Here is a 12,571-nt window from a genome sequence, read left to right as displayed (position 1 = left end):
AACACTGACAAAGCAAAACCCGCCATTCGATACATCGAAGGCGGGTGTTTCAGGCAACCGGCATCCCTACCAGTTAAGTGACTGGATTACAGACCCAGCTCTTTCTTGGTCTTCTCAACCACTTTGGATGGCAGTGGGATGTAGCCATCTTTTACAACCACTTCCTGGCCTTGCTTGGACAGAACCAGCTTAACGAACTCAGCATCCAGCGGGCTCAGTGGCTTGTTCGGCGCTTTGTTCACGTAGACGTAGAAGAAACGTGCCAGCGGGAATTTGCCAGCCAGAGCGTTATCTTCGTTAGCTTCGAAAGCCTCACCGCCTTTCTTGGACAGCGGAACAGCTTTAACGCTGGAAGTTCTGTAACCGATACCCGAGTAACCGATAGCGTTCAGGGTGCTGGAGATCGACTGCACCACAGAAGCCGAACCAGGCTGCTCGTTTACGTTGGTTTTGTAGTCACCCTTACACAGGGCTTCTTCTTTGAAGTAACCGTAAGTACCGGATACCGAGTTACGGCCGAACAGTTGAATCGGTTTAGCAGCCCACTCACCGGTCAGCCCCAGATCACCCCAGGTTTTGATATCGGATGGCGCACCGCACAGGCGGGTGCTGGAGAAGATGGCATCAACCTGAGCCAAGTCGAGGCTCTTGATCGGGTTGTCTTTGTGTACGAAAACAGCCAGCGCATCGATCGCAACCGGAATTGCAGTCGGCTTGTAGCCGTACTTCTCTTCAAAAGCCTGGATTTCCGAGTCTTTCATCGGACGGCTCATTGGGCCCAGGTTAGCAGTGCCTTCGATCAGTGCGATCGGAGCAGTAGAAGAACCGGCAGCCTGAATTTGGATGTTGACGCTTGGGTATTCCTTCTTAAAGGATTCTGCCCACAGGGTCATCAGGTTGGCCAGCGAGTCGGAACCTACGCTGGACAGGTTGCCCGATACGCCGGAAGTCTTGGTGTAGCTCGGCAGAGCCGGATCAACAGCGGCAACCGCAGTGGCGGTAGTAACGCCAGCGGCGACAAAAGTCATAGCCGCCATCAAACGCTTGAGTTTCATGCCTTACTCCAGATGTGTAGTGTTGTTAGACGGGCCAAGTATCAAAGGGCCATGTGAACACTGTATTTAATGAATGTGACAGTTAAATGACTTCGAATAAGTGTGGACTGTATTCGCGAATATGCCGGACACTAGGCCCGCGCTGAAGGAGGCGGCAAGGTGCCACAGTCGCCCCGCCCACCCCGAGTGGTTATACTCGGCAGCGCTGCAGCCACCTGTAGTTCTGCGGATGACCCAGTCCGCTCGCGACATCTCATCATGCGGCCTAAACCCATCCGTTTGCGCCAATAAAAACAACTGCGCCACGAGCCATTCTGATGCAAGATTTCGAACAGGAAGACCCAATCCCTCAAGGCGATCTCGCCCTGCAAATCACCGCACTGCCGCGCGAGACCAACGGTTTCGGCGACATTTACGGCGGCTGGCTGGTATCGCAGATGGACCTGGCCGGCACCGCCATGGCCAGCAAAGTAGCAGGCGGCCGCGTCGCCACCGTCGCTATCGACCGCATGGCATTTCTGGTGCCCGTTGCCGTCGGCTCCCAGCTGTCCTTTTATACACAGGCACTTAACGTCGGCCGCAGCTCGATCCAGATGCTGGTCGAAGTGTGGAGCGATGACCCACTCTCCAGCGAATGGCGAAAAGTCACTGAAGCCGTGTTCGTCTTCGTGGCTATTGACGGCAGCGGCCGCACCCGTCCGGTCCCACCACGCCGCTGACCCAAGCTATGCTGGCACGCGCAGCGCCCTTAGGCGCTGCATGCCTCTATCTGCAGCCTAGGCTTCTTAGTACTAGGCTGGCATTGCTGTCGTACCTGAGCCGCCCCTAGAATCGGCAATCCTCAGACGCCTCCGATAGGGCCCACGATGTCCGCACCGCCTTCATTTGCTCTGCGAATCGCCTACCTGATTGACTCGATCAACGCTGGCTTTGCCAAAGTCTGCAGCTGGCTGACACTTTTTCTGGTACTTGGCACCACGCTTGTGGTCATCCTGCGTTACAGCTTCGGCATTGGCGCTACCGCGCTACAGGAAGCCGTGCTCTACGCACACGCGCTGGTGTTTATGGGCTGCGCGGCCTGGGCTCTGCAGCGTAATGCCCATGTCCGGGTAGACATCTTTTACCAGCGTTTCAACGGCCGCCAGCAGGCACTGGTAGAGATCCTCGGCACCTTGGTATTCCTAATGCCGCTATGCCTCTTTCTGGGCTGGGCCAGCTGGGACTACATCGGTAATGCCTGGGCCAGCCGCGAAAGCTCCAGTGAGTCCGGCGGACTCAAATTCGTCTACCTGCAAAAAAGCATCATTCTTCTGCTGGTAGCTGGGCTTTTGCTGCAAGGGCTGTCCAACCTGATCAAAGCCGTCTTCATCTTTACAGGCCGCCTGCCTACGCCGGAGCTGGAGGTGAAACATGGCTGAGGTTATGGCGATCCTGCTGTTCGTCAGCGTCTGCCTGGTGCTTATGGCGGGCTATCCGGTGGCCTTCACGTTGGCCGGCGTTTCACTGCTGTTTGCCGGTCTCGGCATCGTCACAGGCACCTTTGACGCTACCTACCTCAGCGCCTTGCCCAACCGATTGTTTGGCATCATGAACAACCAAACCATGCTGGCGGTGCCGCTGTTCGTGTTTATGGGCGTGATGCTGGAAAAGAGCCGCATTGCCGAAGACCTGCTCGGATCCATGTCGCGGCTATTTGGCAGCTTACGCGGCGGCCTGATGATTTCGGTGTGCTTAGTCGGCGCACTGCTTGCAGCCAGCACAGGTATTGTCGGTGCCACTGTCGTCACCATGGGCCTGCTGGCCCTGCCAACACTGCTCAAACGCGGCTACGATCCGGCCATCGCAACCGGTACGCTCGCCGCCACCGGCACCCTTGGCCAAATCATTCCGCCGTCGATTGTGCTGGTCCTGCTCGGTGATGTGATGTCCAGCGCGTATCAACAAGCGCAGCTGAAAATGGGCATCTTCAGCCCGAAAACGGTATCGGTCGGCGACCTGTTTATGGGCGCGCTACTGCCGGGCCTGTTGTTGATCGGCCTGTACATCGCCTACCTGATCGGGATGACGCTACTCAAACCGGAAAAAATGCCCGCCGTTCCTAAAGAGGAACTCGGCAGCCTGCGCTGGACCTCACTGCTGACATCCTTGATAGCACCACTGCTGCTGATTTTCGCGGTACTGGGCTCCATACTGGGAGGCTATGCCACCCCCACTGAAGCTGCCGCCATTGGCGCGGTAGGCGCAACCCTATTGGCGCTGTGCAAAGGGCAGCTGAACATCGGCCAATTGCGCAACGTCGCCCACAGCACCACCGACATCAGCTGCATGGTCTTCATGATCCTGATCGGAGCCTCACTGTTCTCCCTAGTGTTCCGTGGTTTTGGCGGTGAGAGCGTGATTGAAGAGCTGTTCCAGCAACTGCCCGGCGGCGTCATGGGCGCCTTCTTTCTGGTCATGCTGGTGATTTTCTTGCTGGGCTTTATTCTCGACTTTATCGAGATCGTCTTTGTCGTCGTTCCCATCGTCGGCCCCGTGTTGCTGGCAATGGGGCTAGACCCGGTATGGCTGGGCGTGATGATTGCTCTCAACCTGCAGACCTCGTTCCTCACACCGCCCCTGGGTTTCTCGCTGTTCTACCTGCGAGGCGTCACTCCACGCAGTATTTCAACCATAACCATGTACCGGGGCGTGGTGCCATTTATTGCCCTGCAGCTCCTGCTACTGGTGATCGCCTACCTCTTCCCCGCATTGATCACCTGGCTGCCGCAACAGGTGTACGGCAACTAACCCAGACAACGCCCGCCCTTGCGGGCGTTTGTTTCTATATGATCACCCACTCCTGCCAGACTGCGAGTCCGCTATGCCCCACTCAAGCGTCGAACAAATTCAACTTGATGAACTGCTCTGCTGGCGAGTCCGTTATGGCAGCAACACCCTACTGATCAGCCAGCAAGGCGCTCAAGTACTCTCCTATATAGAAGGCGAACGGCCGCTGATCTGGCTGAGCGATTTGGCCAGCTTCAAACGCGGTCAGCCTGTGCGGGGCGGCATCCCGATCTGCTGGCCATGGTTTGCCAACCTAGGACAAAACCCACCGTCAGTTCAGGCCATGCATCTGCAACTTGATAGCGCCCCAGCTCACGGTTTTGTGCGCGGGGTCGATTGGCAACTGCAAGGCATCCAAACCAAAGACGACGGCATTCACCTCGACTTCACCTTCGATATCCGCCTGAACCCACAACCAGACTGGCCACATGACGCCCTACTGCAGCTCCACCTGCACCTGAACGAACGTCTCCATATAGCCCTGACGACCTGTAATCGGGGTGACACAAACCTCACCTACAGTCAGGCCTTACACAGTTACTTTGCTGTGAGCGACATACGCAACGTGCAGATAGATGGCCTACAAGGCAGCCCCTATCTGGACTGCTTGGATGGTTGGAAACGCCAAGTACAAGACGGCTTACAACACTTCAGCGGCGAGACTGACCGGGTCTATCTGGAGACAGCAGACCGGCTGACCATCGTCGACGAAGCCTGGCAGCGGCGCATCCATTTGCACAGCTCGGGGTCACGCTCTGCGGTAGTCTGGAACCCGTGGATCAGCAAGAGTCAGCGCCTCTCCCAGTTTGCCCATGAGGCTTGGCAAAACATGCTCTGTATTGAACATGCCAACGCTGCAGATGACTGCAAAACCTTATCATCCGGGGAACAGCACATATTAAAAGCTTGTATCTGGAGCGAATAAAGGAGTCATAACTTCGAGGACTAAACAGCCAACAACAAAGTTATCCATTAATACAGTCCTGTTTATAACCTGCGTCGTAATAACGCATTAAACCAAACGCACTAATGTCAATTTGAAATCAATGTCGTCCTTAACTTTTCGCAAGAAATTTCCTAGGACAGATTATCAGGGCTTCCGCGCATTAAGATCGGTAGATAGATCGTCACGCAAAAGATACAAATTGATACATAAATCAGCAAATGCGTCTAGCCCGGACTTTTTGGTGATTGTTGTTACAAAAAAAATTGAATAGGATTGACCGAATTCGCCAATCGGAAATATTTACACACACCGTAAACAATTACGGCCTAGCAACACGTAGCAGTCCGGAAAGTCTGCCAAAATAGAAATTGAGTCAGGGAATGACCTATTCAAGTAAGCGCAGCGCCCATTATCTGGCGCTGGCCAAGCGCCCTATTAATGATGGCTCCTTTTCGGGAGAAGATGTTCGCTATTCAGGTGAATATGAAGCTCTTGAGAACGAGCTCGCTAAGGCCTCATCAATCCATCAAACCGCGGCTATCGACTGGCAAAAAGTCATCGAGAACAGCGAAGCCCTGCTTACTGATCAGTCCAAAGATTTGCGCGTCGCCACCTGGCTGACATGGGGTCTGTATCAACGCGAGTCCTTCACCGGTCTGCATGCTGGCCTGACGTTGATTCATTACTTGTGCCTTAACCACTGGGCCGAACTTTATCCAGGCAAACCACGTACCCGAGCAGCAGCTATTACTTGGCTGGTTCCGCGCCTGGAGCAAACGCTGGCAGAACACATCCCGATTGGCGAACACCTCCCCCTCTTTCGTAGCGTCACTGAGCAAATCCGCCAGCTCGAAGCCTTCTTGAGCGAGCAACTGGGCGATGAATCCCCTCTGCTACTGCCCCTGAGCAGGCGCCTCGAAGACCTGGTCAAACGCGCCAGTCAGACCCAAGCAGAGCCCACTGTCGTCAGCAGCGCCATCGCCCAGGTCAAACAGGCCGCCACCCAGATACTGGCCCCCACCAGCGTCATTGACTCTGAACGCGATGCGCACAAAAGCCTGCGCCAACTGCAAGACCAGGCTCGCCCCTTATGCGCTTACTGGCTGAAACAGAAAGCCAGCGATCTGCGCGCACTGCGTCTGGCGCGCACCCTGCTGTGGCTGCCCATCGACAATCTTCCAGAGCGTAACAGCGAGCTGATCACCAGCCTGCGCGGCATCCCCATCGACAAGCTGAAAAGCTATCAGGAGCGCCTGCTCGGCGGGCATTACGCCGACTTGCTGGTCGACCTTGAGGCCAGCATTGCCCGTGCGCCTTTCTGGCTCGACGGGCAACACTTAGTTTGGCAATGCCTACAAGGTCTTAATGCCGAACAGGCCATGCGTGAAGTCGAAATCCAGCTGGCGCTATTCATGCAACGCATGGCCGGTCTGGAAACCTTGCGCTTTCATGACGGCACCCCGTTTGCCGATGACCAGACCCGAGCCTGGCTGATCACACAAGTCATGCCGCACGTACAAGGTCAATCTGAAGACAAACTCGCGACAGCAAATACCGACAGCGCCCCCGCCTGGGATCTCGCCCTGCAGGAAGCCATATCCTGCCTGCGCCAGGACGGCCTCAAAGCTGCTGTGCAACAGATCAAAACTGAAATGGCCAGTGCCCGCGGCGAGCGTGAGCGCTTTTTCTGGCAGCTGACACTCGCCCGTCTGTGCTACGCCGCCAAGAAGTACGATCTGGCCAGAACCCAGCTCGAAGCACTCGACCAGTTGCTGCATGCCAACGGCCTGAGCAAATGGGAACCCGATCTCGTCCTTGAAGTCCTGCGCCTGCGACACAGCTGCTGCGAATTACTGCCGCAGAACAATGCCGTGCGCGAAGAGAAAGACGAGATTCACCGAAGATTGTGCCACCTCGACCTCGAAGTGGTGCTCGACTAGGCCCTCGGGCCATAACCGTAATGGAGAACGACCATGGCCAAAGAAGGCTCGGTAGCCCCAAAGGAACGCATCAACGTAACGTTCAAACCCGCCACCGGTGGCGCTCAGGAAGAAATCGAACTGCCGCTGAAACTGATGGTATTAGGCGACTTCACCCAGCGCGCTGACGATCGCAAGATCGAAGACCGCAAGCCAATCAGCATCGACAAAAACAGCTTCGACGAAGTCCTCGCCAAGCAGGAACTGAACCTGACCCTGTCGGTACCAAACCGCCTTCAAGACGAAGCCACAGACGAAGAGCTGGCTGTTCAGCTGCGCATCAACTCGATGAAAGACTTCAACCCGGCCAACCTGGTTGAACAAGTTCCTGAGCTGAAAAAACTGATGGAACTGCGTGACGCACTGGTGGCCCTGAAAGGCCCTCTGGGCAACGCCCCGGCCTTCCGTAAAGCCATTGAGAGCGTACTGGCCGACGACGATTCCCGCGATCGCATCCTCGGCGAGCTTGGCCTGGCGGCCAAGGACAAACTGGATTCCTGATACTCATCCGACAAGGACGCATTAAATGAGCACCAAAAGCGCAACCGCAGCTGCCAGCAAAAGCGCAGCCGAAGCGGGCATTCTCGACCGCATCATTGCAGAAACTAAACTGACGCCTGATGACGAAGCCTATGACATCGCCAAACGTGGCGTGTCGGCCTTCATCGAAGAGCTGCTGAAGCCACAGAACGAAAACGAGCCAGTTAAAAAGGCCATGGTCGACCGCATGATCGCGGAGATCGACGCCAAACTGAGCCGCCAGATGGACGAGATTCTCCACCATCAGGAGTTCCAGTCCCTCGAATCGTCCTGGCGCGGCCTCAAGCTGCTGGTAGATCGCACCAACTTCCGCGAAAACATCAAGCTGGAAATCCTCAACGCTTCCAAGCAGGACCTGCTGGATGACTTTGAAGACAGCCCGGAGATCGTTCAGTCTGGTCTGTACAAGCACATCTACACCGCCGAATACGGCCAGTTCGGTGGCCAGCCAGTCGGCGCCCTGATCGCCAACTACTACTTCGATCCGAGCGCACCGGACGTGAAGACCATGCAGTACGTGGCCAGCGTCGCCAGCATGTCTCACGCACCGTTCATTGCAGCGGCCGGCCCGAAATTCTTCGGTCTGGAAAGCTTCACTGGCCTGCCAGATCTGAAAGACCTGAAGGATCACTTCGAAGGCCCTCAGTTCGCCAAATGGCAAAGCTTCCGCGAGCAAGAAGACTCTCGCTATGTTGGCCTGACCGTACCGCGCTTCCTGCTGCGTAACCCGTACGACCCGGAAGACAACCCGGTGAAAACGTTCGTCTACAAAGAGAACGTCGCCAACAGCCACGAGCATTACCTGTGGGGCAACACCGCCTACACCTTCGCCACCCGTCTGACCGACAGCTTCGCCAAGTTCCGCTGGTGTCCGAACATCATCGGCCCGCAGAGCGGCGGTGCGGTTGAAGACCTGCCACTGCACCACTTCGAAAGCATGGGCGAAATCGAAACCAAGATTCCGACTGAGGTTCTGGTTTCTGACCGCCGCGAGTACGAACTGGCTGAAGAAGGCTTTATTGCCCTGACCATGCGTAAAGGCAGCGACAACGCCGCATTCTTCTCCGCAAGCTCGGTGCAGAAGCCGAAGTTCTTCGGCATCAGCGAAGAAGGCAAGACTGCTGAACTGAACTACAAACTCGGCACCCAGCTGCCATACATGTTCATCATCAACCGTCTGGCCCACTACCTGAAAGTGCTGCAGCGCGAGCAGATCGGCTCGTGGAAAGAGCGCACCGACCTTGAGCTGGAACTGAACAAGTGGATTCGCCAGTTCGTAGCCGATCAGGAAAACCCAAGCGCCGAAGTTCGCAGCCGTCGTCCGCTGCGCGCCGCTCAGGTTGTGGTCAGCGATGTTGAAGGCGAGCCGGGCTGGTACCGCGTCAACCTCAACGTGCGTCCGCACTTCAAGTACATGGGCGCAGATTTCACCCTGTCCCTGGTTGGCAAGCTGGACAAGGAATAAGCATCCATGACGTACGGCAGCCTGTTCGAACGCCTTGGTGGTGAAACCAGCGCCCGCAAGGGCTGGAGCCATGAAGCAGCCGTCATGGCGTCGGTGGCTGCCCACCTGTCAAAAATGCTCAGTACCCGTGCGGGCAGTGTGCAAACGCTGCCCGATTACGGGTTGCCCGATCTCAACGATATGCGCCTGTCACTGCACGACTCGTTGCAGCAGGCGCGTACCGCAATTGAACGCTTTATCGAGGCCTATGAACCTCGCTTAAGTGAAGTGCAGGTGATCTCCCTGCCCCGCGACAGCAACCCGCTGAATCTGGCATTCGCCATTGAAGGTCTGTTGCAGATCGACGGCATGAAACACCACGTCAGCTTCTCTGCCAGCCTCAACGGCAGCGGAGTGGTTAAGGTCAGCTAAGGAGAGCAGACATGTCAGGCAAACCCGCAGCCCGCGTCACCGATCCAACTGCTTGCCCGTTACCGGGTCACGGCACCAACCCAATCGTGGCTGGCTCTCCCGATGTGCTGTTCGACAGCCTGCCCGCCGCACGCCAAGGCGACCCAAGCGCCTGCGGCGGTGCCATGGCCGGAAATGTAATTCCCAATGTGCTGATTAACGGGAAACCGGCAGCCGTATTGGGAAGTGTGGGCAGCCACGGCAATGTGGTTGTGGGTGGATCGGGGACGGTGATTATTGGCAATGGTAGCTAAGAGAAGCTCCAGCCGAACGCCTAAGCGAGTTGGCTTTACACCGACTAAGCAGAGAAATGGATGCTCTCTCCGTGAGCATAGCGATGCACTCAGCACCGCGGTCCACAGCTCCCAGTTAACGAAACGCAGGTATTATTAAGTGTCTTTCAACCACTACTACCAGAGCGAACTCACCGCCCTGCGCCAGCTTGGCAAGCGTTTTGCCGAGCGCAGTCCGGCGCTGGCTCCGTTCCTTGGCCAGGCTGGACGCGACCCGGATGTCGAGCGCCTGCTGGAAGGCTTTGCGTTTCTTACCGGACGCCTGCGTCAAAAACTGGATGATGAGCTGCCGGAGCTGACGCACTCGCTGATGAACCTGCTCTGGCCGAACTATATGCGGCCACTGCCTGCGTTCAGCATGCTGCAGTTTGATCCGCTAAAACGCCCTGGTGGTGCGCTTAACGTACCGCGCAATACGCCGGTTGAGTCCAAGCCGATTCAGGGAGTGGCCTGCCAGTTCCGTACAGCCTATGCCACCGACGTCTATCCGCTGACGCTCAGTGCGCTGGATTACTCGGTCAAAGGCGGTGGCGCCTTGCTTAACCTGCGTTTCGAGATGACCGCTGACGGTCATCTGGGTGATCTGGGCCTTAATCAATTACGCCTGCATCTGGCCGGTGAACGCTATATCAGTCAGATGTTATATCTGGGGCTGTTGCGCCATGTGCATGGTCTTCAACTGGTGTTGCTCAACGCAGATGGCAAGCCTCTGCAGGATGCCCTGCATGATCCGCTGCCAGCCTTGAAGCTGCCCACAGACAAGATTCAGCCAGTGGGCTTTGCTGAAGATGAAGCGTTGATCCCGTATCCGCTCAATACATTCCGCGGGTATCGCTACCTGCAGGAGTACTTCGCGTTTCAAGAGAAGTTCCTGTTTGTAGAATTAGCTGGGCTGGACGTGCTGAACCAGGTTCCCGAAGAAACTCTCAAACAAGCCCGTGGCTTTGAACTGCGTTTCGATATCCAGCAAGCCGGCATTCAGCGTGTCCGCCCCACCGTGGAGAACGTGCGCTTGTATTGCACACCGGTGGTCAACCTGTTCAGCCACGACGCCATCCCTATCCGTCTTGACGGTAAACAAGACCAGTACCTGCTGCTACCTGCCGAGCTGGATGCCGCCCATTGCGGCGTGTTCTCCGTAGACCGGGTTACTGGCTGGACGCCAGGTGGCAAAGGCTATGAAGATTATGTCCAGTTCGAATCCTTCGAGCACGACCCCAGCTTCGATGTTCCCGTAACACGGCCTCACTACAGCGTTCGCCAGCAGCCATCCATGTTTGGTAGTGGACTTGAAACCTACCTGAGCTTCAGCTTGCGTAATCTGGCCCAACACGAAACCGTTTCGGTCGAGCTGACCTGCACCAATCAGGGCCTGCCTCAGCAACTTGGCCTGGGTGATATCTGTGTACCGAGCGAAGACACGCCGGAGTTTCTCAGCTTCCGCAATATCAGCTCGGTCACCCCAAGTTACGCACCACCGCTGCACCGTGACTACTTGTGGAAGCTGATCAGCAATATGTCGCTGAACTACCTGTCGCTCAGTGACGTAAATGCACTCAAGGTCATTCTCGAGACCTACGACCTGCCGCGCTATTACGACCAGCATGCCGCCCGCGTCAGCAAACGTCTGCTCGACGGCATGAAAAGCATAAGCCACCAGCACGTTGACCGGCTGCATCGTGGTCTGCCTGTTCGCGGGGTGCGCACGCAGCTGACGATCAACCCGGAGGGCTACGTCGGCGAGGGTGACCTGTTCCTGTTTGCTTCGGTGCTCAATGAGTTCTTTGCCCTGTATGCCAGTTTGAACTCGTATCACGAGCTGCGCGTACAAAGCACCAAAGGAGAGGTTTACCAGTGGATTCCAAGGATGGGGCAACAACCGTTGCTGTAACTATGATGAGACGCGATTCAAGCACACACCTGTGGCCCGTTTCATACTGGGTGACGCTATGAGCATCCCGAGTACAGTGCTGACACAGGTCTATAGCCCTGGCTTTGAGCGCAGCCTGAACCGGCTGACCCGCGAGATTCGCGAGTACAGTCTGTTTCAGGGTGTGCAACTGGCGCTGGATCACCTCAAGCGCGCCCATCCCGATGAGGATGACGAGCACCTTTACGAACGCCTGGAGCTGCACGCCAACCCCAGCCTCGGCTTCCCTGGCAGTGACATCGACCGCCTGCAGTTCTTTGAAGAGCACGGCGAGCTGCGGGCGCGCCTTCGCATCAATCTGGTCAGCCTGTTTGGGGCAGGCTCTCCCCTACCCGCCTTCTATGGCGAGCAGGCACTGGGGGACAGTGAAGACGGCAACCCGACCCGGGATTTTCTCGACCTGTTCAATAACCGCCTGCAGCGCCTGCTTCTGCCGATCTGGAAGAAGTACCGCTATTACGGGCGTTTCAAAAGTGGAGCAACTGACCCGCTGTCCGAGCACCTGTTTGCTCTGATCGGCCTGGGTGGTGAAAGCATCCGTCAGGCAGAAGAGCTGAATTGGAAACGCCTGCTGCCGTACCTCGGTCTGCTAAGCCTGCGTGCTCACTCGGCAGCGCTGATTGAGTCGGTACTGCGTTATTACTTCAAGCATGCCGATCTGAATATCGAGCAATGCCTGGAGCGCAAAGTGGGGATTCTGGCCGAACAGCGTAACCGGCTTGGTCAGGACAACAGCCAGTTGAGCGAAGACCTTGTGCTAGGCGAGTTTGTGCGGGACCGCGGCGGCAAATTCCGTATCCATGTACGACAGCTGAACTGGGATCGCTTTCACGAATTTTTGCCGATCGGCAGCGGTTACCAGCCGCTGTGTGCACTGGTGCGCTTCACCCTGCGCGACCCGATGGATTACGACATCCGCCTGGAGTTGCGCCACGAAGAAATACGCGAGCTGTGCCTCGGCGCGGAAAACCCGTGCCTGCTCGGCTGGACGACCTGGCTGGGCACTGAGAACGCAGATGGCATCGTTACGCTCGGCAGTGCCAGGGGCGACAGGGATACACGCACGGCTGCCTGAGCAGCCCGAACA

At 56.7% G+C, this 12,571-nt stretch carries 11 protein-coding genes and 1 pseudogene; 11 read left to right on the top strand and 1 reads right to left on the bottom strand.

The window, feature by feature from the left end; all coding sequences use genetic code 11:
- Positions 1 to 86: 86 nt before the first annotated feature.
- The gene (locus tag AO726_RS07785) at positions 87 to 1,055 is read right to left on the bottom strand and encodes a PstS family phosphate ABC transporter substrate-binding protein (RefSeq protein WP_058067500.1); all 969 of its coding nucleotides are present in this window, start codon (positions 1,053 to 1,055) and stop codon (positions 87 to 89) included.
- Between the two features lie 317 nt (positions 1,056 to 1,372).
- Between AO726_RS07785 and AO726_RS07780 the strand changes: the two genes are divergently transcribed.
- From AO726_RS07780 to tssG, 11 genes and pseudogenes are all read left to right on the top strand, one after another.
- Positions 1,373 to 1,774: an acyl-CoA thioesterase gene (locus AO726_RS07780; RefSeq protein WP_058067499.1), complete on the top strand. Its 402-nt coding sequence runs from the start codon at positions 1,373 to 1,375 to the stop codon at positions 1,772 to 1,774.
- A gap of 147 nt (positions 1,775 to 1,921) precedes the next feature.
- Positions 1,922 to 2,473, top strand: coding sequence for a TRAP transporter small permease subunit (locus AO726_RS07775; protein WP_058067498.1), 552 nt, complete (start codon positions 1,922 to 1,924; stop codon positions 2,471 to 2,473).
- Positions 2,466 to 3,842 (top strand): TRAP transporter large permease, encoded by a 1,377-nt coding sequence (locus AO726_RS07770; RefSeq protein WP_058067497.1) that lies wholly within the window; start codon positions 2,466 to 2,468, stop codon positions 3,840 to 3,842. The genes AO726_RS07775 and AO726_RS07770 overlap by 8 nt, the downstream gene beginning before the upstream one ends.
- 73 nt (positions 3,843 to 3,915) lie before the next feature.
- Positions 3,916 to 4,806 (top strand): D-hexose-6-phosphate mutarotase, encoded by an 891-nt coding sequence (locus AO726_RS07765; RefSeq protein ID WP_058067496.1) that lies wholly within the window; start codon positions 3,916 to 3,918, stop codon positions 4,804 to 4,806.
- A gap of 401 nt (positions 4,807 to 5,207) precedes the next feature.
- Positions 5,208 to 6,767, top strand: coding sequence for a type VI secretion system protein TssA (tssA, locus tag AO726_RS07760; protein ID WP_058067495.1), 1,560 nt, complete (start codon positions 5,208 to 5,210; stop codon positions 6,765 to 6,767).
- 33 nt (positions 6,768 to 6,800) lie between these two features.
- Positions 6,801 to 7,307, top strand: coding sequence for a type VI secretion system contractile sheath small subunit (gene tssB, locus AO726_RS07755; RefSeq protein ID WP_058067494.1), 507 nt, complete (start codon positions 6,801 to 6,803; stop codon positions 7,305 to 7,307).
- 25 nt (positions 7,308 to 7,332) lie between these two features.
- Complete coding sequence (gene tssC, locus AO726_RS07750; RefSeq protein ID WP_058067493.1) at positions 7,333 to 8,811, top strand: type VI secretion system contractile sheath large subunit; 1,479 nt, start codon at positions 7,333 to 7,335, stop codon at positions 8,809 to 8,811.
- A gap of 6 nt (positions 8,812 to 8,817) precedes the next feature.
- Positions 8,818 to 9,222, top strand: coding sequence for a type VI secretion system baseplate subunit TssE (gene tssE, locus AO726_RS07745; protein ID WP_058067492.1), 405 nt, complete (start codon positions 8,818 to 8,820; stop codon positions 9,220 to 9,222).
- Positions 9,223 to 9,233: 11 nt separating this feature from the next.
- Positions 9,234 to 9,506 (top strand): annotated as a pseudogene (locus AO726_RS07740) (PAAR domain-containing protein); the annotation flags it as partial.
- A 148-nt stretch (positions 9,507 to 9,654) separates the two neighbouring features.
- A complete protein-coding gene (tssF, locus tag AO726_RS07735) occupies positions 9,655 to 11,445 on the top strand; it encodes a type VI secretion system baseplate subunit TssF (RefSeq protein WP_058067491.1) in 1,791 nt (596 codons plus the stop codon).
- 58 nt (positions 11,446 to 11,503) lie between these two features.
- Complete coding sequence (tssG, locus tag AO726_RS07730) at positions 11,504 to 12,559, top strand: type VI secretion system baseplate subunit TssG (RefSeq protein ID WP_058067979.1); 1,056 nt, start codon at positions 11,504 to 11,506, stop codon at positions 12,557 to 12,559.
- The last annotated feature ends 12 nt before the right edge of the window (positions 12,560 to 12,571 follow it).

It is taken from the genome of Pseudomonas sp. TTU2014-080ASC (genome assembly GCF_001446935.1).
Taxonomy (GTDB): domain Bacteria; phylum Pseudomonadota; class Gammaproteobacteria; order Pseudomonadales; family Pseudomonadaceae; genus Aquipseudomonas.
This window is presented reverse-complemented; position numbering and strand designations above follow the sequence as displayed.

What these genes read in the sequence shown, in the direction of transcription:
- tssE (WP_058067492.1), top strand. Translation starts at nt 8,818, where the DNA reads ATGACGTACGGCAGCCTGTTCGAACGCCTTGGTGGTGAAACCAGCGCC.
- tssB (WP_058067494.1), top strand. Translation starts at nt 6,801, where the DNA reads ATGGCCAAAGAAGGCTCGGTAGCCCCAAAGGAACGCATCAACGTAACG.
- AO726_RS07765 (WP_058067496.1), top strand. Translation starts at nt 3,916, where the DNA reads ATGCCCCACTCAAGCGTCGAACAAATTCAACTTGATGAACTGCTCTGC.
- tssG (WP_058067979.1), top strand. Translation starts at nt 11,504, where the DNA reads ATGAGCATCCCGAGTACAGTGCTGACACAGGTCTATAGCCCTGGCTTT.
- AO726_RS07770 (WP_058067497.1), top strand. Translation starts at nt 2,466, where the DNA reads ATGGCTGAGGTTATGGCGATCCTGCTGTTCGTCAGCGTCTGCCTGGTG.
- AO726_RS07775 (WP_058067498.1), top strand. Translation starts at nt 1,922, where the DNA reads ATGTCCGCACCGCCTTCATTTGCTCTGCGAATCGCCTACCTGATTGAC.
- AO726_RS07785 (WP_058067500.1), bottom strand. Translation starts at nt 1,055, where the DNA reads ATGAAACTCAAGCGTTTGATGGCGGCTATGACTTTTGTCGCCGCTGGC.
- tssA (WP_058067495.1), top strand. Translation starts at nt 5,208, where the DNA reads ATGACCTATTCAAGTAAGCGCAGCGCCCATTATCTGGCGCTGGCCAAG.
- tssC (WP_058067493.1), top strand. Translation starts at nt 7,333, where the DNA reads ATGAGCACCAAAAGCGCAACCGCAGCTGCCAGCAAAAGCGCAGCCGAA.
- AO726_RS07780 (WP_058067499.1), top strand. Translation starts at nt 1,373, where the DNA reads ATGCAAGATTTCGAACAGGAAGACCCAATCCCTCAAGGCGATCTCGCC.